Here is a 22,933-nt window from a genome sequence, read left to right as displayed (position 1 = left end):
GGGATTACACGGTCAGGCGGGACACCTTCGACAGCAGCAGCGCCTCGGCGATGCAGACGCGCTCGAACTCGGCCAGGTGCAGGCTCTCGTTCGGCCCGTGCGCGCCCGTCTCCGGGTCCTCGACGCCGGTGACGAGGATCGCGGCCTTCGGGAACATCTCCTGGAAGGTCGCGATGAAGGGGATCGACCCCCCAACTCCCATGTCGACCGGCTGCGCCCCGTCCCAGGCCTCCGTGAACGCCTCGCGCGCGGCGTCGTACGCCGGCCCGGTCGCGTCGATCACGCACGGCTCGCCGAGCTGCTCGAGCTCGACGGTTACCCGGGCGCCCCAGGGCGCGTGCTTGCGCAGGTGTTCCGCGACGCTGTCGTACACCCGCTGGGCCGAGTCCCCCGGTGCGATCCGCACGCTGAACTTGGCCTTGGCCACGGGCACGAGCGCATTGGGCGCGCTCGACGTGGGCGGCGCGTCGATGCCCAGGATCGAGATCGCCGGGCTGGTCCAGAGGCGTTCGACGAGGCGCCCGGTGCCGATGAATCGAACCCCCTCGAGCATGCCGGCCTCCTCGCGGAAGCGCTCCTCGGGGTAGTCCAGCGGCGCCGAGGGCGTGCGCAGCAGCCCCTCGACGGCGACATCACCGTTTTCGTCGTGCAGGCCGGCGATGAGCCGAGACAGTGCGACCAGCGCGTCGGGCACGGCCCCGCCGAACATGCCGCTGTGGACGGCCTTTTCCAGCGTCCGTACCTCGACGAAGCCGTTGACGATCCCGCGGAGCCCTGTGGTCAGCGCCGGCTGCCCGATGTCCCAGTTGCCGGAGTCGGCGATGACGATGACGTCGGCGGCGATGTCGTCGCGGTACTCACGGAGCAGGTCTTCGAGCGACTCCGAGCCGTACTCCTCCTCGCCCTCGATGAACACGACCACCCCGACGGGCAGGTCCTCCCCGAACGCGCGCAGCGCCGCGATGTGCGCCATGACGCCGGCCTTGTCGTCGGCGACGCCCCGGCCATACAGCCGCCCGTCCCGCTCGACGGCCTCGAACGGGTCGCTGGACCACTGCGCGAGATCCCCGACCGGCTGAACGTCGTGGTGCGCGTAGAGCAATACCGTTGGCGCACCGGGAGGCGCGGGCCGGCGCCCGATGACGGCGGGCTGCCCACCCTTGCGCACAATCCGCACATCGGGCACCCCGGCCCCGCGCAGCAGCTCCGCAACCGCCTCAGCCGACCGCTCCACGTGACCATGATCGAACCCGGCGAACGCGATGCCAGGAATCCGGACAAGGCGCTCCAGATCGGCGCGTACACCTGGCATCTCCCGCCGGATCGCGGCACGGAGTTCTTCCTCGGTTCGCACTGTCATACGCAGAACTTACTGCGCACGCCTCCCAACCGTGCCGCCTGCCCCATTTCCCACCAGAGTGGCATCTGGACCCCGGCGGCCCCGTCGCGCGGCCACTCCCAACACCCAGACAGTCAACCGGCCCGCAGTGCGTGGCCGCGCGACAACTCCTCGGCCAGCACGAAACGCCCACCGGTCGATGTCGCGGGGCACGTTGACGCCGTCATCGACTGGGCCAGGGCGCATGGTGCTGGGCGCGGCCTGGCGGGAGCCGCGCCCCGACTCTGGCGCCGCGCCCCGGCGGGAGCCGCGCCTCGACCCCGGCGCTGGCCGCCCCGTGCCCGCGGAGACGCCACCGTCCTGCTACACAGTCACGCCACGGCCCTGACCGCTGCCGTCCTGGCCACTGTCCGGCCACCCCCTGGCCGCCGGCCCCGCAGCCACGCCCGGCCATGCGGCGCTGCGCGGCACGCGCTGACGCTTCCGCAGCGGCGGTCGACCAGTGAGCTGCCGCCACGCCAGCACCCGCTTACTCCCGGCAGCACCCGCCTACACCGACGCCGCCCGCTTCCCCGGCTACGCCGCTTTCCGCCCAGCGCCCACCTCCGGCCGCCGCCACGGTTCCGCCGCGGCTGCCCGTTCCGCCCGTGGGCTCCGCTGCGCCTATCTGCTCGTCGACTCCGGCGTCTGGCTCCTGTCTAGCCCGCAGGCTGGCCGCTGTCCGTTCCGTTGCCGCGCATCCAGCCGCGCATTCGGCCCGCGCCGGCGCCGACCCAGCCGCCGACGTCCGCGGCGCCGTCACCGAGCTTGCGCAGCAGAGCCACGAGCGGATCCTGCGAGCGGCTGAACGCCTGACGGTACGACTCCGCGGCGGCCTTGATCTCCTCGCTCACCGAAGCGTTGCCGTCGTCGTCGCGGCGCGGGTAGTCACCGGACAGAATGCGCTGATACTCGCCGCTGTCGATCCAGGCGCGCACCTCGGCCGCCCGCGCGACGGGCATCGGGTGCGAGCGCGCCGTCACCATGCGAATCTTGATCAGGCTGTCGCGCAGGTCGCCGGCCCGGTCGAACTCGGCCGCCTGCTCCAGGAACGCCGTGGTGTCGACCTCGGACAGATCGCCGCCGCCGGCGAGCTTCATCGCCAGCCGCAGCGACGCCGCCGGATCCTGACACGCCAGCAGCCCGGCACGGTCCGCGGAGAGCTCCGCCTTGCGCCACCACTCCATGAGCGCCGCGACGATGGCCCTCAGCACCATCGACCCGACCGGCAGCCAGGCCAGCCGCACGGCCCAGTCGGTGAGGATCATGACCATCGTCCGATACACCGCATGCCCGCTGATCAGGTGCCCGAGCTCGTGCCCCAGCATGCAGCGCAGCTCCTCGTCGTCGAGCAGCTCGACGGCTCCCGAGTTCACCACGATGAACGGCTTCGACATGCCGATGCACATTCCGTTGATCGACCGGTCCTGCTGGACGAACAGTTCGGGCAGCTCGGCCACGTCGAGCGAGGCCGCAGCCTCGGCCAGCAGCCGGTGGACCCGCGGATACTGCCGGTGATCGACGCGAATCGCATTGCCCAGGAACTGCAGCCGCCACGCCCGCTCGTTCCACAGCGCGTGGAGCGACTTGAGCACGTCGTCGAACCCGCGCAGCTCCCGCAGCGCTACCAGGGCCCCTCGATCGGCGGGATGCTCCCAGGCTCGCGAGCTGATCCCGGTCAGCACTACCCTCCGCCGGGCCGGAGGATTCCCGCTCTGCGCCTCGTCGGTGCTCATCCGCTCTGCTCCTCCCCGTCCAGCCTGCTCTCTGGATCGTCCTCCAGTGTTGCGCCGGTCGTCCACCCGGTCGTTCCGATGATGTACTCAATTTCCGGATCATGTGCTGCTTCCGGAGCCCCATCCGCCAGCACGTCGACGGCCGCCGGCGTCGCGTCATCGGCGAAGTGCGCGTCCTCGCCCAGCATCCACCGCTCCCATTCCGGCCGCAGCGCCTCGCCGTCACGCTCGATGCCCCGCCGCAGCCGCAGCTCCCGCGGCGCGTCGACGAGCACGCTGAGCGTCAGGTCGGGCCGCATCGCCGCCGAGGCGCTCCCCACCCCCTCGACCACGAGCACGTCCGGTGGCTCGATGGGCGTCCATTCGTCGACAAGCCGCCCCAGCCCCCAGTCGTACCGCCGGTAGGCTCCCGCCTCGCCCCTGCGAAACGGCTCGACGACCCATTCACGCAGCCGGGGATACCAGATCAGCATCTTCGACCACCCGTCGAGGAAGTCGTCGGTGTGCAGCACCGTCACTCGCCTGCTCTTCCGCAGCTCCCCCGCGAGCCGCCCGGCGAACGTGGTCTTGCCGGAGCCCGCCCGCCCGTCGACCGCGACCAGCCGAACCGCCCCGACCCGGGCCGGCCGCGCGAGAACCACCTCGGCAAGCTCGCGATATGTCCCCTTCACCGATCCTCGCTCTCCCCCCGCACCCGCAGGGTGCCCAGCCTGATTTGTCCCACCTGTGCCGGTCCGCCGAGCGCATCGCGGAACCCTCCGCAGGCGACCGCCCAGCACCGACCTGCCCGCCTCGGTCCGGACGGCACCACGCCGCCACGCGCCGATCTGGCCGACTGCCCTCATCGCGTCCCCACCGTGATGGTCGGCAGGCCCTTCGGCGCGCCGCCCTCGATCAGCCGCCACAGCGCGTCGGTGTCGAGATGCTCCTCGACCAGGTCGCCCAGCACGTCTACTGTTCGCTCCCGCAGCGCCGCGAACGACACGTCCGGCGCGACCTCGAACCCGTGCCGAGCGGCCAGCCGCGCCACCTCGGTCAGAAACGCGCGGCGGAAGCGGTCGGACTCGAACGCGCCGTGCCAGTGCGTCCCGAACACGTTGCCCGCGACCGCTCCCTCCCCGGTGCCGTCCGGCAGCCTGATGAGCGGCCGTTCCGCGCCTCGGCTCACCTGGCCGTGATGGATCTCGTACCCCCGGACAGGTATCCCGTCGAATGCCGTCCCCGTCGGCAGGGCCAGGGTCTTGCGCTGCGCGAACGCGATGTCGACCGGGAGCAGGCCCAGCCCCGCGACGGTGCCACGCCCGCTCTCCACCTCGTCGTCGATGCGCTCGGCGAGCATCTGGAACCCGCCGCAGATGCCGAGCACCGGCCGCCCGGACTTGGCATGCCGGACGATCGCGTCCGCCAGGCCCCGCTCACGCAGCCAGGTGAGATCGTCCACAGTGGACTTGCTACCGGGCACCACCACGAGGTCGACGTCGGCCAGGTCCGCCGGCTCGACCGTCAACCGCACCTGTACGCCGGGCTCGCACGCCAGCGCCTCCGCGTCCGTCGCATTGGACAGGCGCGGTAACCGGATCACGGCGACGCGCAGCCACTGGGTTCCGCGAGCCGGTGCGGGCCGGCCGAGCACCCGCCCGTCGTAGGCGAGCGAGTCCTCCGCATCCAGCCACAGGTCGTGGGACCACGGCAGCACCCCGAGCGTCGGCCGCCCGGTGAGCCGCGTCAGCGACTCCACCCCGGGCCGCAGCAGCCCGGCGTCGCCCCGGAACTTGTTGATGACAAACCCCGCGATCAGGGCCTGATCCTCGGCGTCGAGCAGCGCGACCGTGCCGAACAGCGCCGCGAAGACCCCGCCTCGATCGATGTCGCCAACCACGATGGCGGGCAGGTCAGCGGCCCGGGCGAGCCCCATGTTGGCCAGGTCCATGGCCCGCAGGTTGATCTCCGCCGGGCTACCCGCGCCCTCGCAGATCACTACGTCGTGACGTTGCCGCAGGTCGTCGAGCGTCTCGAGCACCGTGGACCGCAGCCGGTCCTTGATCTCGGCGTAGTTCGCGGCGCCGATGTGCCCTACGGCCTGCCCCAGCACGATGACCTGGCTGCGCCGGTCGGAGCCGGGCTTGAGCAGCACCGGGTTGAACCGCACGCTGGGCGCCAGGCCACAGGCGACCGCTTGGAGCGCCTGCGCGCGCCCGATCTCGCCGCCGGTGCCGTCGGGCTCGATCGCCACGGCCGAGTTGTTGGACATGTTCTGCGCCTTGAACGGCGCGACGTTCACACCCTGCCGATGCAGCCACCGGCAGATCCCCGCCGTCAGCAGACTCTTGCCCGCGTCCGACGTGGTTCCCGCGACGAGCAGACCACCCTTGCCTTCCACGCCGCCCATTCTGACTCGGCGGTACGACAGGAATTTAACCCGACAACCCTTGGTGATTGAGTGAACACGAACCGCGATCTCCCGGCGACCGGTCGCCAAAACTGTCAGGGTGCACCGGTACGTTCGCAGCCATGAAACATTTGGCTGGCTCGCGAGCGGATGCCGTCGGAATCGTGCTGGGCGCGGTGCTCGACGCGGTCTTCGGTGACCCGCGCCGATGGCATCCGGTCGCCGGCTTCGGCCGGTTCGCCGGCGCGCTCGAGGAGCGGCTCTACGCCGACGACCGCTGGGCCGGGGCCCGATTCGCCGCCGTCGCCGTGGGCGTGCCGGTCGCGGCCGCGGCCGTCGGCGCACGACTCACCCGGCATCGGCCCCTAGCCCGTGCAGCATTGATGGCCGCGGCGACCTGGTCCGCGCTCGGCGGCAGCAGCCTGGCACGCGAAGGCCGGGTCATGGCCGACCGACTCACCGCGGACGACCTGCCGGCTGCCCGCGAACAGCTACCGAACCTGTGTGGCCGCGATCCCGCCGCGCTGGACGTCCCGGAGCTGGCTCGCGCGAGCGTGGAGTCGCTGGCCGAGAACACCTCCGACGCGGTGGTCGCACCACTGTTCTGGGGTGCGGTGGCCGGCGTGCCCGGCATCGTGGGATACCGCGCCATCAACACGCTAGACGCGATGGTGGGGCACAAATCGCAGCGGTACGCGCGATTCGGCACCGCCAGCGCCCGCCTCGACGACGTGGCGAACCTCGCCCCGTCCCGCCTCACGGCGGCGCTCACGGTCGCGACGGCCCCGCTGGTCGGTGGCAGCCCGTCCCGAGCCCTGCGCGTCTGGCTCCGCGACGGCTCCCACCACCCGAGCCCCAACTCGGGCCAGTGTGAGTCCGCCGCGGCCGGCGCACTGGGCGTGCGGCTCGGGGGCCGTAACGTCTACGGCTCGCGGGTCGAGGAGCGCCCGCACCTCGGCGACGGATCACCCCCGACCCCGGCCGACGTGCGCCGAGCCGCCACCCTCACCGTCGCGGTGGGCACGGCGGCAGTCGCCTTGGCCGTGGCCGCGCGCCTGGGCTTCGCACACCGCCGCCGGCGAAAACCCTGACTACGCCGCCCGGCCGCCACGGACCGGCCCGACGGCCGCGTTCCAGCCGAACCATCAGCCGGAGAGCCGAGGAGGTGAAGATAGGGGCAAGAGGCGCAGAAGAGCGCAGACGGAGGCCGTACATAGCAAGCGGATGGCGCAAAAACAAGTGCTTGTCTCGCATCCGTCACAGTCTTAGTTTTTCAGTCGTGCAGATCGCGCTCCTCCCCGTTCTCGCATCACTTCGTGACGTTCATCGCGACGATGTGCATTCGCCTGTGCTCGATGAGTTCATGGGCGGGCTGGGGGTCGGCTACAGCTACGGCCCGCCGTTCGGTCAGCGGCTTGTGACGTGGGCCGACCTGCAACGCATGGAGCTTCCCCGCCGCATGCTGCGTCGACAGGCCGCACATAACCTCGATGCGCGACTTGGTGCCGTTGGCGTACATGGCCAGCCGCCGGCACTCATGCTCAATTTCGAAGGTATTGCCTCCAGCCTATTGCTTGCGGAAGGTCTATGGGCGAGCCTCGAACGCTCCGTGCCGGGAGAGCTCGTCGTCGGGGTGCCCGCGCGGGACGTTGTCATCGTCACCGGGTCGCACTCGCCGCCGGGGCTGGACAAGGTTCGGCGGGCCGTGGATCGAGTGTTCTTCGCCGGGGATCGGCATCTGCTGTCGCGGAAACTGCTCGTTCGGCGGCGAGGGGTCTGGGAACCGTTCGTGACCAATCAGGCGCGGGCACCACAGGCCGCTCGCTGAGGTCGCCGGCGAGGGCGGGATCGGCGGAGCAGCGGTGGCGTCGGCAGGCACCGCTGGTGCCGGCGGGGGTGGCCGTGGAATGGCGTCCGTGTGCCGGCCGGCGGGGTCGCGTTCGACTAGGCGACGAGCTCGGCGGCGATGCGGCGCAGCACGTCGGCGGCCGGCTCGCCGGTGGCGCGTACGTGGTCGAGCAGGATGAGAGCGGCCAGGTTGGTCATGCCGGTGAACGCGCGCCCGACATCGGCGACAGTGTCCTCGTCGCCGATGATCTGCTGCAGATATCCGCTGCGCGTCTGCGCGTCCTGCGGCGCCTGAAACAGCAGCGTCAGCACGCCGATCGCGTTACGGGTGTCCTCGAGGCGCCGCTCGTCCATGAAGCCAACCCTACGTGGCCCACCTCGACGCGAGCGACGCCAAGACCGGTGACACCCCGCGCGAACCGGGCTGGGGAGACCGGCGGTGAAGGCGGCCTCGGCTCGGCGGCAAGGCGTCGCGCTCGAAGGTTGAGGCGGGCGCCGAGCATTGCGTCCACTGTGGACAGCCGCAACGGCTTCGGTGAGATCAGCAGCGGCGGACGCGTCAGGCCGCTCGGGTCCAGTGGGCGACGTTGGCGCAGGCGGTCAGCGTTTCTGGCTGCCGGGCTCGAGACCCACTCCAGCGCCCCCAGCAACCGTGCGAACGGGTCCGCGCCCGTGCGGTAGGCGAGGTTGGGGTCGGAGACCCGCTCGCGGCGAGCAGCTACGCGAACGGGTCTCGCACGCGCGTCCCGCGCCGCAGCCACCACCGCCAAACGGGCGACGCCACCGATCGGCACAATCCACCGCGGTTCCGATCACCCGCTCCGGTCAGCCGTCCAGCCTTCCGGTCGGCGGGCGCCCGGCCGTCAGGCGGAGCGCGACTACACGCGGGCGGTGAGGCCACGGGAGTTACGGTCCGGACGACGGCGGACATCGCGGTAGCTCGGAATTTTTCGGTACCGCGGCCCGGATCTCCCGTTCGAGCGGTCTCGCGTCGCCGCAGGTGGGGCAGGGGTTCATAACAGATCACCGGCCGCGGCGCGACCCCGTCCACAAGCGGTCGGTTATCCACAGGTTCGGCCCTCTCGCCCGGCGGGACGGCCCCGGTTTCGCGCAAGCTGCATCCGACAAAGCCCAACAGCGGAGGGAGAAAGACCGTGTTTGAGACCATGGTCACCATCGTTGGCAACGTTCTGAACGCGCCGGACTGCCGGCGGCTCGTGGACAGCCAGTCGCTCGTGACGCACTTCAAGGTGGCCTCCACCTCGCGTCGGTTCGACCGCGCCGACGGGCGGTGGATCGACGGCGACAGCCTGCGGGTGCGGGTGAACTGCTGGCGCCAGCTGGCCGAAAACGTCGCCCGCAGCGTGCAGGTCGGCGATCCGGTGATCGTCACCGGGCGGCTGTACAGCCGGGACTGGGAAACCGAGGACCATGTGCGGCGGGTCAGTTACGAGCTGGACGCGCACTCGGTCGGCCACGACCTGTCCCGGGGCCGGGCGAAGTTTGCCCGGATCAAGGCGCACACGCTGACCACCGCCATCGACGACCAGCTCGCCGAAGCCCGCATCGGCGGGGCCCCGACCGGCCCGGCGGACGAGATCAACGGCCTGCCGCGGCGCCGGGCGTACGACGAGGAGCTCGGCGGGTTCGTGACGATCGTCGAGGAGCACGACCCGTTCGCCGAGGAGGTCCTGGCCTCCCTGGACTCGGACGAGGCCGCGGCCCCCTTCGAGCGCTCGGACGAGGACCTCGCCGCCGAGCTGGAGGCACTGGCCGCCGGTGAGTCCGACGACTCGGACGAGTCAACCGAGGACGAGATCGAGGAGGTCGAGGAGGAGACCGGGGACTCCTCGGACACCGCGGAGGAGGCCGGCGTCGTGACCGGGACCGGCACCGCGCCGCGCAGCCGGAGGAGGCCGCGCAGCCGCATACCCGCGGGCGTCTGAGGACCGGCGGCGGGCCGGCCGCGCGGATTTTCCCCGTCCGCCGGCCGCCCGCCGCCAACCCGGTTGCCCACCGACCGCGCGACGTGCTGTCCTTGAGCCACGGCAATCCGGCTCCCCGCAACCAATCCGGCCCGGGATGGCGGTAGCCTGTGCGACGACATGCGCTCGTAGCTCAGTGGATAGAGCAGGGGACTTCTAATCCCAAGGTCGTAGGTTCGAGTCCTACCGGGCGCACCACTTTCAGCACTGCTCAGGCGGCCGTACAGCCAGCCGTACAGCCTAAGCACCGAATAGGCGCTGGGCGGCGTCATCCACGGCCGTCCGCTCGATCTCGGGCAGGACATGCGCGTACGTGTTCATGGTCAACCCGATCTGGCTGTGCCCGAGGACCTTCATCACCGTCCGAGGCGAGGCGCCGGACACCAGGAGGAACGTCGCGCAGGCGTGGCGCAGGTCGTGCAGCCGGAGCCAGTCGAGGCCGCCCGCCGCCCGCAGCTGGTGCCAGGACCGGTCGAGGTTGTCCGGCTCCATCGGCGTCCCGAGGCGGGCCGGGAAGACCAAATCGTGATCCTGCCACCCCTCCCCCGCCGCCTTCCGTGCCGCCTTCTGCGCCTTGCGGTGCTTCTTGAGCAGCTTCAGCGTGGGTGACGGCACCGGCACGGTACGTCGCGACCGGCCGGTCTTCGGTGCCGAGAACTCCAGCCGGCCGTTCGTCCGCAGCAGCGTTTGCCGAACGGTCAGCGTGCCGGCGTCGAAGTCGACATCCGCCCAGCGCAGCCCGAGCAGCTCCCCGCGGCGTAGGCCGACGGTCAGCGCGCAGACGTACAGCGCTTCGAGCCGATGGCCCTTCAGCACAGCCAGCAGGCGTTTCGCCTCTTCCACGGTCAGCGCCCGGCGCTCGACCTGGTGCATCGAGGGTGGCCGGACGATCTTCGCCACGTTCCGGTGCACCAACTCCTCCCGCTCGGCGTCGCCGAGGGCGTTGCGGATCAGTCCGTGCACGTGCCGCACCGAGGTTGCCGAAAGACCGGCCTCTGTCTTGTCGGCGAGCAGCCGGCGGATCAGCGTCGGAGTCAACTTGTCGAGCTTGACCTTGCCGAGGGCCGGCCGGACGTGATTCTCGATGATCTTCCGGTACCCGTGGAGTGTCGTCGGCCGGGTGCCGTCGTGCTCCTTGAGCTGCATCCACTCGTCCAGCCAGTCACCGAACGCCTTTGGCCCGGCCGCCAGGTTCTCCCCGCGCTCGTGCCGCCGCCGCAGGTCGTTGAGCTTGCCCGCGACCTGGCGCTCGGTCTTGCCGTACACCCACTTGCGCGTGCGCTTCCCCTGCACCCAGCCGAGGTCGAGGATCGCCGCATACCCGTCGCGATACTTGAAGATCGACCCTTCGCCCTGCGAGCGCCGTCGCTTCTCGGTCATGCGGCTTCCTCTCCACTTGCCGAAAGGAGTTCCTCGATCGCGGCGAGCGGGATCAGCCGGGCGCGATCGAGCTTCACCGACCGCAGCCGACCGCTGCGCATCAGGACGTACACCGTGTCGCGGGAGACGCCGAGCAGTCGTGCCGCTTCGGCGGGCCGCACACTCTTGCGGATGATCAAGCCGCTTCCTTCCCCGTTGACTCGTTGCTGGTGGTTCGTCGTTGCTCCTTCGCCGCGCTGAGTTGCGCGCGTTGCTGAATGCGCGCCGAGATGGCTCTCAGGAGCCGGTGTTGCAGCGGCGGTACGTCCGGGTCGTCGTTGCGGGCCATCTCCCACGCGAACGGCGCCGGCTGTCCCGGTCGGCTATCGACGGTCGGGACCTGGTCGTGCGGTTCGGTGATGCCGAGCAGCGCCTTGACCCAGGCGCGGTTGTCGTACTTGTGGTCAGCGAGGGTCTTGCCGGACCACTGGCGGGAGACGAGCACGCGCCGGCCGCCCATGCCGAGGGTGGTCCGCTGGTGGACCTTCGCCTTGCAGCGGCCGGCGGACTGGTTCGGCCGGGCGTTCTTCGGCTGGACGCCGTAGCGCAGCCAGTTGGCGCAGCGAGGTGAGCAGGGGGTGTACCGCAGTTCGGCCCAGAAGCGCTCGAGGTGGGCGGTCTGCCGGTCGGTGGTCAGCTTGTGGCAGGTGTCGACGGACTTGGTCAGGTACTTGGTGAGGTAGCCGATGAGCTTGTCCGCCTGTGGCGTGCCGCCGAGGACGCCCTCTGCATGGAGCTGCGGGCCGAACCGGGCGACGTGGAGCGGTTCGGTGTCGGGGTCGGCGTCGACCTGGTCCAGCGCCTCATCCCACGTCGACAGCGGCTCGCGCGTCTGCGGGTCGAGGTACTGCTTGGTCTCCGGCTCCCAGATCGGCGCATTGTGGTCCGGGTAGCGGATGGCGTCGACCGGTGGCCACCAGACCTGGTGGTAGGTGGCCGCCGCGACCTTGCGGAGGAGTTCGCGCGAGACCGTGCCGCGCATAGCGAAGTGGGCATGCGGCGCCAGACGGCGCTGCGGTTCGACCGCGCCGAAGTACTGAATGTTGCGTCCGCAGGCGCGGCGGAGGTTCTGCCAGAACCGGTCGAGCAGGGCCGGGAAGTGGACGGCATCCCAGGCGGCGCGGCGGTAGTCGTAGGTCGCCGGGTTGACCGGTGTGCCGTCCTCTCGCACCCGGCCGTAGCTGTCGAGGGTGAGCGTCAGGAAGGTCGAGGGCTGGAACACGCGCCCGTCGCGGCCGTCGAAGGTCCGGCCGACCGTGGTCGGGGCAACCTTGAGCCGGGGCAGGTCCGGAGCGTCCTGCCGGCGCCGGGTCGACCGTACGCGCCGCTTCGCCGGTTGCTCGTCGGCCTGGTCGCTGTCCGAGTCAGGGTTGCCGACCGGGGTGAGTTGGCCACGCATGCCCGATTCGGTGATGGCCTGGTCGACTTCGCCGATCGCGGCGTCGAGCTCGGCGACCTGGTCCCACTCCGCGAGTTGTTCGGCGCGGTTGCGGTCGAAGACGAAGTGCGCGCGGAGCCGGATCAGCGCCCATTGCTCGTCGGTGGGGTCGTGCGGGTCGGGCAGCGGCTCATCGGTGCGGTGCCAGCCCTCCCGGCACTGCTGCTGGCGCAGTCGACGCGCCCGCTTTGCGCAGGGCTTGCACTTGTCTTCGCGGGTGGCACCGCAGGGCAGGTCGATGACCTCGGTCTGTCCGGTGGCGAGGTCGGTGCGGCGCAGCAGGACCGGACGGGTGCATACGCCGTGGTCTTCAGCCATGGTCTTGAGCGCGTCGACGGCGCTCGGGGTGAGGAGCCGGGCGAGGCGGCTGCCCGGCCGCGGCTTGTCGGCCGGTGGGGCCGGTTCCAGGCCGGGCAGCGTTGGCGCGTTGGTCATCGGGCGGCCCCGTTGACGGTCGGCCGGACGAGCGTGGCTGGCGGCAGTGTCGGCACCCTCACCGGTTGCGGTGCCGGCTCAGCCGGCGGTGGTTCGACCGGAGTCGACGCGACGTTGCCGTCGGCGCGGATGCGTCCGCCGAGTTCGACCAGGCAGATCGAGGCGACCACGATCAGGCCATCGACGGAGAACGGCAGCAGGTAGGGGCTGGCGCCGGTCTCGCCGTAGCGGGCCGCGACGCCGGCCATGTGCCAGTACGACACCGTGCGCCACGAGGCGCCGCAGGATCGAGTGGAGGTGTGAGACCGCCACCGCCGTTCTGTCGCAGCAGGACGGTGAAGCTGAGGGCAGCCTGCCCCGGGAGGTGCCGGGTGTGGGTGGGAAGCAGCCCTGACAACGCCGGGACTGGCTGGCACTGCCAGACGGCCTGGGCCCGGCAAGCGAGACGGGAAGGTGTACGTGAGGAACCAGTGTGTAAAGCCTCTCAAGACTCGGCACCAGCTCAAATCTGGCGGATATGGGCTGGGTAGCGGCGCGTGTGCCCCGGTTGGTGAGGCTGGGGGCAACTCCCGGGTCGGCAAGGTTTCGGCCGGTCGGGAGGCCACGGTGAAGGTCTGCGGCGTAGCCGTGGCGAGGCCGCAGGGGCAGAACTGGGCACCTAACCCGACGATCGATCGTGTGGTGAACGTGGGAACCTGCCCGCAACCGCCCCAGTACCCGACCGGCCAGGTCGGAGCGGGGCAGGCACACCGTCTGCCAACGGTTTCGGGTGGGGGCGGAGTCGCCGTAGTAGTCGGAGGCCGGGAAAGCCGGTCACAGGGCGAAGGGCGACAGCGAGTACGCAGCCGAGAGACTGGAATGACAGGAGGCCGCCGGTGAATATCGGCGCGCCGTCGACCGTGTGGCCGGAAACATATGGCCAGGCGGAACGGCGGGTACTGGAGATCCAGGCGAAGCTGCACCGATGGGCGAGCGCTGATGGTGCCCGCCGGTTCGATGATCTGTTCAATCTCGTCACCGATCCCGCGTTCCTGATGGTCGCGTGGGAACGGGTGCGCACGAACAAAGGAGCACGGACCGCCGGGGTAGACGGGCTGACCGTCCACTACATCCAGGCGGTGCGCGGTCAGGAACCGTTTCTGGCCGAGATACGCGCCGCGGTGAAAGCCGGTGCGTTCACTCCCGTGCCCGTGCGGGAACGGATGATCCCGAAGACGAACGGCAAGCTGCGGCGTCTGGGCATCCCGACCGTCCGGGACAGGGTGGTCCAGGCCGCCCTGAAACTGGTCCTGGAGCCTATCTTCGAGGCCGGGTTCCGCCCGTGCTCGTATGGCTTCCGCCCGAACCGTCGGGCGCAGGACGCCGTCGCGGAGATTCAGTTCTTCGGCACCAAGGGCTACGGCTGGGTGCTGGAGGCCGACATCGAGGCGTGTTTCGACCGGATCGACCACACGGCCCTGATGGACCGGGTGCGTCGCCGTGTCGCAGACCGGCGGGTCCTGCATCTGGTGAAGGCGTTCCTCACCGCGGGGGTGCTGCGCGCCCACGTCGGGTTCGAGGAATCCAGGGCCGGCACGCCGCAAGGCGGCATCCTGTCGCCGCTGCTGGCCAACATCGCGTTGTCGGAACTCGACGATTTCTTCGCCGAGACCTGGCAACACGAGATGGGCAGCCACGCGCGACGCCAGACCCGCAGACGCAACGGCAAAGCGAACTGGCGGCTGGTGCGTTATGCCGACGATTTCGTCGTCATGGTCGCCGGTGAGCGCGTGCACGCCGAGGCATTGCGGGAACAGGTCGCGCAGGTACTGGCCCGGATCGGACTTGCCCTGTCCGGACCGAAAACGCAGGTTGTCCACCTCGACGAGGGGTTCGACTTCCTCGGCTGGCGCATCCAGCGCCGCAAGCAACGAGGAACGAACAAGCGGTACGTCTACACCTATCCGGCGAAGAAGGCGTTGGCCTCGATCGTGGACAAGGTACGGGCGACGACCGCGAGAACAGCACACACCCATCTGTCCGATCTCCTGCGCAAGCTCAACGCGATCTTGCGCGGCTGGTGCAACTACTTCCGCCATGGCGTGTCCAAAGCCACGTTCAGCTATCTGTCGCGCTTCGCGTGGCGACGGGTGCTGATCTGGCTGCGGAAACGCCACAAGCGGGTGGCGTGGAAGCATCTGATCCGTCGATACCTGCCTGGCTGGAAACCGACGCATGAGGGAATCGTCTTGTTCGACCCGCAACAGATAGCGATCGTGCGCTACCGCTACCGCGGGGCGAAGATCCCCACACCGTGGGACCGATGGCATCGAATGGCAGCACTGGCCGCCGCGTAACTCATCGGCGTGTGCTCGTGGAGAGCCGGATGCGCGGAGACGTGCACGTCCGGTTCGGGCGGGCGGGTCAGGGAAACGACCGTACCGAAAGGACGGCACCGCGCCTGACCCGACCCCACCAGGCCGCGATGCCCGAGATGGCGACTGTGGCCGCCACGCGCAGGACTGCGAGGCTTTGCCGGTGGACTGGTACCCGGGAGACCAGCTCGACGGTGAGCAGTAGCGCCAGGGGTGGCCAGGCGGCGATGGTCTGGGAGATGGGGTTGCCGTTGGCGTGCAGGATGTTCGCGGCGACCGAGGCGGCCACGCCGAGGAGGAGGGTGGCGCGGACGGCCCAGCGGATCCGCAGGAGTTGTGTCGTGGTCATGCCCACTCTCCGTCCACGACGCGGGCGCCGTTGAAGGAGTAGGTGTCGGCGAGGTCGGTGATGTCGTCGTCGGTGAGGTAGGAGAAGCGGACGCGGGCCGGGGTGGGGTCGCCGTCGAGGACGACGAAGCCGACGCCGGGTAGGGACATCGGGATGCGGTCGCAGAGGGCGCCGCGGTCGCGCATGCCGTCGCCGAGGACCAGGTCGACCTCCGGCTCTTCGGCGAGGCGCAGCCCGATCCGGGTCGGGAACAGGTTCCGGAACGGCAGGACCTCTTTGCGGGGGTCCTGGAGGCAGCCGATGATGTGGACGCCGACCGCGCGGCCCTGGGTGAGCAGTAGCCCGAGCGCGGCCTTGATCCGGTCCTTGGTCTGGCGGTCTGTGACGTACGCGGTCAGCGCGGCCAGTTCGTCGATGACGATCACGATGAGCGGGTCGGTGACGCTGGCGACGTGCTGGCGGGTGCGGCCCCGCAGCCGCGCGGCCCGGTCCTGCGCGGTCTTGAGGGCCAGTTCGAGGAGGTCGGCCATGGCCTTGAAGTCGGTGCAGGCGAACTTGGCGAACAGCCGCTCCCCGGCGCCGAGTTCCATGCCGCCCTTGGGATCGAACGCCCAGAGCTGGACGAGGCCGGCTGAGATGCCGCCGGCCAGGGCGCGGACGATGGACCAGACGACCGAGCCCTTGCCGGCGCCGGTGGCGCCGACGACGAGGATCTGTGTGCCGTACAGGCGCAGCTCGAAGACGCTGCCATCCTCCCGCAGACCGATCGGCAGGGCGCTGAAGTCGGGGACGTGGGTGACGGGCAGCGGCTCGACCAGTGTGGTCAGCGGGTCGCCGCGGCGCATGGTGAGCACCACCAGGTCGGGCCGGGTGCCTGGTGTGACGCGGCAGTTGAGCGCGGCGAAGGTGTGGGTGAGGCGTTCGGAGACCTTGGCGAAGTCGTCCGGGATCTGGCCGGTGACCATGCGCACGGTCAGGACGTCGGTGCCGCCGTTGACGCAGACCTTCTTGAGGACGGGCAGGATCGTGTGGCTGTCGAAGGTGACCGACAGGCCGGCGGTCGCCATGGCCGGCTGCCAGATCCGGCGGTACCGGAAGCGCCGCCACCGAGCGAGCGTCGGCCACCACGCCCACCGCTGGCAGGAGCGCCAGTCCAGGGCCGCCCAGAGCCCGACAGCCGCCGCCGGAACGCCCAGCGCGAGCCCCGGACCCCACCACCCGAACCGGAGGTAGAGCGCGGTCAGGGCGGTCAGCGGGAGCGTGACGTACCAGAAGCGGACGTAGACCACGGCCAACCGGCACAGCCCGCGGAAGGTCCACAGCGCCAGGACGAGCCAGAGCGGGACCTTGAGGTACGGGGTGCGGACGTTGAACGGCGCGGGTTCGATCCGCTCACCTCGGATCACGTTCACGAGTGGCATCAGTGCTCACCGCCGTCCGCGAAGAGGGCCAGCTGCGCGCCGGTCTTGCGGCGAGCGATCCGCCGGCGGATTGAACGCGCCGGGACGGCGGTTGAGACCAGGGCGTCGAGGTCGACCGGGCTGGCGGTCGGAGCGGGGACGTGGCGGACCATCGTCGGCAGCCACTGCCCGCGCCCGAGCACGGCGCGCAGGTCGGTGCGGTCGGAGACGTGCGGGGCGATGAGGTCCGGGTCGAGGTGGCGCAGCTTGACGACGGTCCGGGCGAGCGCGGCGGCAGCGGCCGAGATCTCGACCAGCGCGGCGACTCGGACGGTGTCGGAGGGAACGGTCTGGTACAGCTCCCGGGCGGCGTTGACGCCGGTGGCGGCGAGCGCGGCGACGGTACGGCGGTGGGTCCTCATCGCGCCTCACCGCCCGGGATGGTCGGGGCCGGGCCGAGGCGGCAGGCGTCGCAGCGCTGGACGGCGGGCGGGAGCGGGGTCAGGGTCTGGCAGGCGGAGCAGGTACGCCACACCGCGCCGTCGGGCGACGTGAGGCGGGCAGCGTCGACTAGTTTGGGCATTCCAGCCTTCTCCTTGAGGGGTTGGGAAGGCGGGGCGGGCAGGTCTCTTGCCCGGAGGAAGGCCCGCCCCGCGCAAGCGCGGTCAGGCCGCGGTGACGCCGAGTTCGCCGGGGGCGACCATGCCCGAGGCGCGGTAGGACCAGGCGAGCCGGGCGCGGCAGCGGTGCGGCTGCCGGTCGCCCTTGCACAGCGAGCTGTCGTTGTACGGGGTGACCATGAGGTTGGTGAACGCGACCGGCGTGATCGACATCCCGGCCACCTGAAGCGGCTCCGGCGGTACCGGCTGATGCGGCGCCGCGATCTTCACCTTCACCTGCGGCGACCGGCCGAACTTCGCCGCCTCAGGGTCCTGGTCCATCACCGTCACCACCCAGATGCGCACGCCGTGCTCATCGCGCGCCTGGTTGTCCTCACTGCGGAGCTTGTCAAAGTCGGCCTGCTTGTCCACGCCGAGGAACAACGCCCCGGCGGGGAAGGCGTAGTGGAACGGCACCGGGTACCGCACCGAGTTGGGAACCACGGGGTGACCTCCGTCGATCATCGAGATTGGACTACTCGTCTTGTCGAGTGAATCGAGTGTAGCCCATGGATAACTCGACTTATCGAGTTGATCGGATGTGGTTCAGATCACATGTCGATGCAAGTCGGGATAGGTCGCTTCCCGAGTGGCGATGGTGGCGAGAGGGCCGAGATCAGCCGCGCGTAGTCGGGCCGGCTAGAGCGAGAAGACGTCCTCGAGCTCGTGGCGGGTTCCGGGGAGCAGGATGTCCAGCGCGATCAGGGGCTGTCCCGCCCTGTCGCAGACCGCGAGCGCCGAGGTGAGCAGGCTGTCTCGCTCGCCGATCTGCAGCAGCTCCATCTCTTCGGCGGTGGGGAGCCGTGCAGAGATTCGCTCGACCACGTGATCGAACGTGACGTCCTTGCGTCGGGCGAGGTGGGTCAGCAGCCCTTCACGCAAGGGTGCCGGGTCGCCGACCACCGTGCCGGCGGCCAGCGCCTCGGGTACATAGGCCGTGCTCAGCTCCACCGGGCCGATGGCCTCCGCGACGACGAGGCGTCGACGGGCGATGACGACGTCCCCGATGTCGATGTGGAGTAGCGCGGCGGCTCGTGGCGGTGCCGGCACCGGCCCGGCGCTCAACACCCGCACGTCGGTCTGTTCGACGCCATCCAAGAGCGGGTACGGGCCATCCGATGCCCGTTGCTTCTCCTGCGGCCTGCGGGATCGCACAGTCCGGCCGCGTCCGTGGTGGGCGTCGATCCAGCCCTGTTGACGCAACATCTCCAACGAGCGGACCACGGTTGGCCTGGACACATGGAACTCTTTGATGAGCGCCGTTTCGCTGGGCAGCGTCGATCCCGGCGGGTAGGTCCCGTCCTCAATGCGCGCCTGGATCGTGTTCACGATCAGCGCGTACTTGGGCAGAACACTCTCGATCGGCACCGACGCCACCCCAGCTACAACACGACAACTTGTCTTACCCTCAGGCTATGACCTCAATGCTCAGCCTGTCGAGCCAGGCCCACCAACGGCTGATCCGTCCGCAACATCATTGAGGCTGGCCCGGTTCGACTCGATCGCTGACAGATGTGCCGCCAAGTGCTCACGCACTCGCGTCGACCACACATCCCGAGCCGCCGGTGTGCCGTCGCCATGTGGGTACATCCATCGGTGCGTGCCGTCCGGGTCCGGGTAGTGCAACTCGTCGTCGCCCGGCTGCAACACCGTCACGCCGCTACGTCCATTCGAGGACTTGCCTGAGCCACCATGTATCGCGGTCCCTCGACCTCTTCCGCCGGCTCAACCCGGATCACGGCATCCAGCGCGGCGCGGAGCTGCTCGACCTGGGCCACCGTCAGATCGTGCGCCTCATACCGTCCGAACCTGCTCACGAACGTCACGGCGATCAGCACGCGACCGCCGTTCTCGTTCCGTACCACGTTGACGCCGCATCCGCTCCGATCGTCGAATCGGACCGTGCAGTCCGGTGCCATGCCGTCCTGATCTCGGTTCATGTCGCGCCCCTCGCCGCCGTCTGGATGGGAACCGAGACGGGCGGCTCAGCTCGCGAGCCGCTGACCCGACAGCCGTCCCGGCGCCCCATTGCCTGACGACACCCGCGCCACATCACGCGTCGGTCGAGCGGCGTCGACCATCCACCCGCTGCGCACCGGCGCAGTCCAGGCAGGGGCGTCGCACGCCGCACCCCGTCTGATCAGCGGTCACCGGCACGCGAGCGTGTTTCACCAGCTTCCAGCCGCGTCCCTCGCACGAAATGCAGTCCGACAACGCCGCGAGTGTCGTCATACATCGATCAAACCGGCATTGAGGGCGACCCGGTAATTAACGTTGGTAATAGTGCAGCTCAGCGCTGCATCGCCGCCCATTGATCGGCAACGAGTTCGTCCAGCGTCGCCCGCTTCGGCGTCCAACCCAGCTCGGCACGAATTTTCGTCGTGTCCGCTCGCAGTTCCCTGGCCTCACCGGCGAACGCCGGCCGATGCTCAACCGCCACCGCCCGACCGGTGACCCGCTCTGTGGCCGCGATGATGTCGGCGACGCTCGCCGGCACCGCCCCAACGTTGAATGCCCGATGCTCGCCGGCTTCGGTGGCGTCCAGGGCGAGCGCAACCGCGTCGGCGATATCCGCGACGTGGACGAAGTCGCGAATGGCGCTGCCGTCGCCGTTGATCGAGACGTTCGGCTCAGTACCGGCCGCCACCGCCGTTGCCTTCGGGATGATCCGCGACAGGTCCTGGTCGCCACGGCCGGCGTACGCACCCGCCGCGCTGAACAGCCGCAGCGTGACCGCACCGAGCGCGCCGGTCGCCACCTGCCAACCGATGACCTGCTCCGCGGCAACCTTCGACGCGCCGTACGGATTCAGCGGCGACAACGGAGCCGACTCGCTGATCGGCTGCCGCTCCGGAGTTCCGTACACCGAACCTGTCGAGAGGAACACCAACCGGCCCGGAGCGCCGGACCGCTCCGCCGCCACGCCAAGCGCATCAAGCAGGTCGATCGTGCCGGCGACATTCGTCCGCCACGTCCGGGTCGGATACGCCACGGAATCCCGCACCGTACTACGAGCGGCGAGATGGACCACACCGTCCACTCCCTCAACCGCAGAGCGCAGCGATCCTTCCGACTGCAAGCTCCCCGTCCGGATCTCAACGTCCTCCGGGAATCGCGCCGCCGACTCGTGCACCAGGGCCACCACCTGGTGGCCACGCTCGCGCAACTCATGCACGACGGCCCAACCGACATACCCTGACGCGCCCGTCACCAGTACCCGCATAGGCCCTATCTCATCAGAAGCGACCGATGCCGCCACGCGAGGGACAGGCACGCAGCCGCTGGCCCCGCAAGCGGCTCATCATCAAGCAGCTTGCGCACGTGCTCTTCGGTGAACGGAATCCCCGTCGCAGGGTTGGCCGGATCAGCCGTGACCACGCTGCCCTCCTGATTGGTCAGCACCAGGCCGGCAAAAATCCGGTCGAAGACGTCAGCGTCGATGACCGCCACAGACAGGATCTCTCCGCACAGCGTGAGCGGGTCCAAGCCGACGCCAAAGCACCACATCGTGAACTGGCCAGCCTGCCGAGCCTCCTCCATCGCCCGGTACGGCTGAGTGTTCGCGTAGTCCAACGGAGAAGAGCCGCTGCCGTCCGCCTCCTCGACGTTCAGGAACTCCTCGGCGAACTCCCGCATGGACGACCGCCACGGGTTGAAGTCGTTGGCCTGATGCCAGGGCGCGATGCTCGACGGCTGGAAGACGCCGGCCGGCATGACGTGGTACTGACTCGACGCGGTCGCCACCGCCGCCGGGTCGCGATAGTGCAGCAGAAACGAGGCACCTTCTGGAGCATTCCGGATCGTCAGGGTGTTGATCGACGGCAGCAGCGCCCGCCAACCGAGGTCGAACGGGTTGCCAACCAGCGTCCGGAAGGGCAGCGCCTCCATGTCGACGGACCCGCCGGCCGCCAGGGAGGCAGCCGCGTACTCGTGCGCGAGCGCGGTCGACACGTCGATCACGGACTCGAAGTAGGACGTGTACCCGAACGCCATCTGCGAATCAGCGCGCGACCAGTCCACATCCAGCAGCCGATAACCGGGACGGTTCTCGAACAAGCCAGGGCGAGCCAGGTCACGCATGGCACGCGAATACCGCTCGTACTGCTCACCGCCCGCACCCAACGGCCTGGTCCCACTCGACTCCGGTTCCGTCCCAACGACGACCGGCGCAGGCACCTCCGGAACCCACGCCAGCGCGACGTCCTCAAACCGGCGAGGCTCTTCCAGCAGCCACCGAGGGACGGAGATCAGCGCACTACCGGCCACGCGAACCGCGTCGGTGTAGAGGTCTGCGGCAGCGTCGCTCAACGCTCGCCGGTGCTGATCCAGGTACTGACGTACCATCCGCCAACGCCGCTGACTCGATCCGACCTCAGGACCATCGTCAGCCGCAATCCGCCCCAACGCCGACCCTTGACCACGAACACCATCCGCCGACCGATCGGGAAGCAGCCCCAACTCCTCACGAGGAATCCCAAGCACGCGATGCACAAGCCAGAGCTGATCCATCGAACGTAGCTTCGCTCGACCACTCTCAATCTGGCTCACATAGGACTGCGTCCAGCTCAGCCGCTCAGCGAGGGCCGCCTGAGAAACTGACTCAGCCGCCCGCCACGCCTTCAGCAATGTCCCCACATTGGAACCATCCGGAGGTGCCGACCGCCGCTCGCTTACCCACAACCACGGCTGCTCAGAGTCGCGTGACCGCTCATCAGCCGACGCTCGGGCGCAGGCACTGCACCGAGGACCGGTGTTATAGCGGCTCAGCCGAGCACCACACCGATCGCAAACGGCAGAAATGGCAACCACGGGATCTCCTTGACGATGCGCCGCTCACCCGATCTGACCAATCCTGTCACGATGTTGGCGCTTCAACGAGGTCAATGTGTCTGCATGTGGTGAGAACCTTCCGTACGTCGTTCAAGACGCCGCTGACGCGGCGCACCGTGGCGCCACGGGGGCGATTCGCGCCCTGCCGCTTCGGCCACCGCGGCCACGCCCACGTCGAGGAGCACATCAGATGCGGCAAGGACACCGGCTTCGGCCGGTTCCCATCCCGCGTCTTCACCATCAACGCCGCCTGGCTCCAACTCGCCCTCACCGCCATCGACCTGCTCGCCGGACCCAGATGCTGCTCCTGGACGGTGACCTCGCCACCGCCGAACCCAAGAAGCTGCGCTACCGGCTCCTGCACGTCGCCGCCCGGATCACCCGCACCGCCCGACGAACCCGGCTGCGCATCGCCGAACACTGGCCCTGGGCCGCCCACCTCGCCACCGCGTTCGACCGGCTCACCGCGATACCCCAACCGGTCGGCTGAACCCGACACCCGCCCCGCCGAACACCCCTGGAGGAACCCGGCCACGGGCCGGTCCGCCACCATGCCCGGACATCAGTCACCCGCCCAACAAAGATCAACCGGACGCTCACGGATTTGATCAACACTTAACGAAAGACCGAGGCTAGCCGCTACATGACACGTACGTGTCAACCAAACCAACCGCGTTAACTCCTCGCCATCGGCAAATCTGCCGGACGTCGCG

21 protein-coding genes, 1 tRNA gene and 2 pseudogenes are annotated in these 22,933 nt (G+C 69.6%); 6 read left to right on the top strand and 18 right to left on the bottom strand.

The genetic code is table 11. The features are described from left to right. Window positions 1-4: 4 nt before the first annotated feature. The 4 genes from ABT297_RS27075 to ABT297_RS27060 form a co-directional block, all read right to left on the bottom strand. Window positions 5-1,360: a dipeptidase gene (locus tag ABT297_RS27075; protein WP_350554562.1), complete on the bottom strand. Its 1,356-nt coding sequence runs from the start codon at window positions 1,358-1,360 to the stop codon at window positions 5-7. A 677-nt stretch (window positions 1,361-2,037) separates the two neighbouring features. Beyond that, a complete protein-coding gene (locus ABT297_RS27070) occupies window positions 2,038-3,114 on the bottom strand; it encodes a M48 family metallopeptidase (protein ID WP_350554560.1) in 1,077 nt (358 codons plus the stop codon). Next, window positions 3,111-3,785, bottom strand: a complete 675-nt coding sequence (locus ABT297_RS27065; protein ID WP_350554558.1) for a uridine kinase family protein — start codon at window positions 3,783-3,785, stop codon at window positions 3,111-3,113. The genes ABT297_RS27070 and ABT297_RS27065 overlap by 4 nt, the downstream gene beginning before the upstream one ends. Before the next feature lie 170 nt (window positions 3,786-3,955). Then, a complete protein-coding gene (locus ABT297_RS27060; RefSeq protein ID WP_350554556.1) occupies window positions 3,956-5,494 on the bottom strand; it encodes a cobyric acid synthase in 1,539 nt (512 codons plus the stop codon). A 131-nt stretch (window positions 5,495-5,625) separates the two neighbouring features. Here ABT297_RS27060 and ABT297_RS27055 point away from each other — a divergent pair, with 131 nt between their 5' ends. Both ABT297_RS27055 and ABT297_RS27050 read left to right on the top strand, forming a co-directional pair. Next, complete coding sequence (locus ABT297_RS27055) at window positions 5,626-6,594, top strand: cobalamin biosynthesis protein (RefSeq protein ID WP_350554554.1); 969 nt, start codon at window positions 5,626-5,628, stop codon at window positions 6,592-6,594. Window positions 6,595-6,782: 188 nt separating this feature from the next. Next, window positions 6,783-7,331, top strand: coding sequence for a DUF1444 domain-containing protein (locus ABT297_RS27050; protein WP_350554552.1), 549 nt, complete (start codon window positions 6,783-6,785; stop codon window positions 7,329-7,331). 116 nt (window positions 7,332-7,447) lie between these two features. On the opposite strand, the gene ABT297_RS27045 is transcribed toward ABT297_RS27050, so the two are convergent. After that, window positions 7,448-7,705 carry a hypothetical protein gene (locus ABT297_RS27045; RefSeq protein ID WP_350554550.1) on the bottom strand — a complete coding sequence of 86 codons (258 nt, stop codon included), beginning with the start codon at window positions 7,703-7,705 and terminating at the stop codon, window positions 7,448-7,450. 800 nt (window positions 7,706-8,505) lie between these two features. Between ABT297_RS27045 and ABT297_RS27040 the strand changes: the two genes are divergently transcribed. Both ABT297_RS27040 and ABT297_RS27035 read left to right on the top strand, forming a co-directional pair. After that, complete coding sequence (locus ABT297_RS27040; protein WP_350554548.1) at window positions 8,506-9,297, top strand: single-stranded DNA-binding protein; 792 nt, start codon at window positions 8,506-8,508, stop codon at window positions 9,295-9,297. A gap of 161 nt (window positions 9,298-9,458) precedes the next feature. Next, window positions 9,459-9,534, top strand: a tRNA-Arg gene (locus ABT297_RS27035). Window positions 9,535-9,576: 42 nt separating this feature from the next. Here the strand turns inward: ABT297_RS27035 and ABT297_RS27030 are convergent. From ABT297_RS27030 to ABT297_RS43220, 4 genes are read right to left on the bottom strand one after another with little or no spacing between them, the layout of a single operon-like run. After that, on the bottom strand, window positions 9,577-10,716 hold the full coding sequence (locus tag ABT297_RS27030; RefSeq protein ID WP_350554546.1) for a tyrosine-type recombinase/integrase: 1,140 nt from the start codon (window positions 10,714-10,716) through the stop codon (window positions 9,577-9,579). Next, window positions 10,713-10,895: a helix-turn-helix domain-containing protein gene (locus tag ABT297_RS27025; protein WP_502885650.1), complete on the bottom strand. Its 183-nt coding sequence runs from the start codon at window positions 10,893-10,895 to the stop codon at window positions 10,713-10,715. Before ABT297_RS27025 ends, ABT297_RS27030 begins: the two co-directional genes overlap by 4 nt. Beyond that, window positions 10,892-12,628 (bottom strand): replication initiator, encoded by a 1,737-nt coding sequence (locus ABT297_RS27020; protein WP_350554544.1) that lies wholly within the window; start codon window positions 12,626-12,628, stop codon window positions 10,892-10,894. Before ABT297_RS27020 ends, ABT297_RS27025 begins: the two co-directional genes overlap by 4 nt. Beyond that, window positions 12,625-12,891, bottom strand: coding sequence for a DUF2637 domain-containing protein (locus ABT297_RS43220; protein WP_502885649.1), 267 nt, complete (start codon window positions 12,889-12,891; stop codon window positions 12,625-12,627). The genes ABT297_RS27020 and ABT297_RS43220 overlap by 4 nt, the downstream gene beginning before the upstream one ends. A 612-nt stretch (window positions 12,892-13,503) precedes the next feature. On the opposite strand from ABT297_RS43220, the gene ltrA reads away from it, so the two are divergent. Then, a complete protein-coding gene (gene ltrA / locus ABT297_RS27010) occupies window positions 13,504-14,964 on the top strand; it encodes a group II intron reverse transcriptase/maturase (RefSeq protein ID WP_350554542.1) in 1,461 nt (486 codons plus the stop codon). A 118-nt stretch (window positions 14,965-15,082) separates the two neighbouring features. On the opposite strand, the pseudogene ABT297_RS27005 reads toward ltrA, so the two are convergent. The 9 genes and pseudogenes from ABT297_RS27005 to ABT297_RS26965 form a co-directional block, all read right to left on the bottom strand. Then, window positions 15,083-15,331 (bottom strand): annotated as a pseudogene (locus ABT297_RS27005) (DUF2637 domain-containing protein); the annotation flags it as partial. Continuing rightward, entirely contained in the window at window positions 15,328-16,752 is a 1,425-nt protein-coding gene (locus ABT297_RS27000; protein WP_350554540.1) for an FtsK/SpoIIIE domain-containing protein, read from the bottom strand. The gene ABT297_RS27000 and the pseudogene ABT297_RS27005, both read right to left, overlap by 4 nt. After that, window positions 16,752-17,153: a hypothetical protein gene (locus tag ABT297_RS26995; RefSeq protein WP_350554538.1), complete on the bottom strand. Its 402-nt coding sequence runs from the start codon at window positions 17,151-17,153 to the stop codon at window positions 16,752-16,754. The genes ABT297_RS27000 and ABT297_RS26995 overlap by 1 nt, the downstream gene beginning before the upstream one ends. Then, the gene (locus ABT297_RS26990; RefSeq protein ID WP_350554536.1) at window positions 17,150-17,314 is read right to left on the bottom strand and encodes a hypothetical protein; all 165 of its coding nucleotides are present in this window, start codon (window positions 17,312-17,314) and stop codon (window positions 17,150-17,152) included. The genes ABT297_RS26995 and ABT297_RS26990 overlap by 4 nt, the downstream gene beginning before the upstream one ends. A gap of 82 nt (window positions 17,315-17,396) precedes the next feature. Further along, window positions 17,397-17,834 carry a hypothetical protein gene (locus ABT297_RS26985; RefSeq protein ID WP_350554534.1) on the bottom strand — a complete coding sequence of 146 codons (438 nt, stop codon included), beginning with the start codon at window positions 17,832-17,834 and terminating at the stop codon, window positions 17,397-17,399. A 195-nt stretch (window positions 17,835-18,029) separates the two neighbouring features. After that, window positions 18,030-18,758, bottom strand: a complete 729-nt coding sequence (locus ABT297_RS26980) for a GntR family transcriptional regulator (protein WP_350554532.1) — start codon at window positions 18,756-18,758, stop codon at window positions 18,030-18,032. 284 nt (window positions 18,759-19,042) lie between these two features. After that, window positions 19,043-19,228: a hypothetical protein gene (locus ABT297_RS26975; RefSeq protein ID WP_350554530.1), complete on the bottom strand. Its 186-nt coding sequence runs from the start codon at window positions 19,226-19,228 to the stop codon at window positions 19,043-19,045. Window positions 19,229-19,680: 452 nt separating this feature from the next. Further along, window positions 19,681-20,613, bottom strand: coding sequence for an NAD-dependent epimerase/dehydratase family protein (locus tag ABT297_RS26970; protein ID WP_350554528.1), 933 nt, complete (start codon window positions 20,611-20,613; stop codon window positions 19,681-19,683). 5 nt (window positions 20,614-20,618) lie between these two features. After that, complete coding sequence (locus tag ABT297_RS26965) at window positions 20,619-22,025, bottom strand: helix-turn-helix domain-containing protein (RefSeq protein ID WP_350554526.1); 1,407 nt, start codon at window positions 22,023-22,025, stop codon at window positions 20,619-20,621. 350 nt (window positions 22,026-22,375) lie between these two features. Here ABT297_RS26965 and ABT297_RS26960 point away from each other — a divergent pair. Beyond that, window positions 22,376-22,710, top strand: a pseudogene (locus ABT297_RS26960) (transposase); the annotation flags it as partial. Window positions 22,711-22,933: the final 223 nt, after the last annotated feature.

Origin of the sequence: Dactylosporangium sp. NPDC000555, from assembly GCF_040300025.1 — a bacterium.
In the GTDB taxonomy this organism is placed as follows: domain Bacteria; phylum Actinomycetota; class Actinomycetes; order Mycobacteriales; family Micromonosporaceae; genus Dactylosporangium.
Note: the sequence above shows the minus strand (reverse complement) of the source record. Positions and strands in the feature narration are given on the sequence as shown.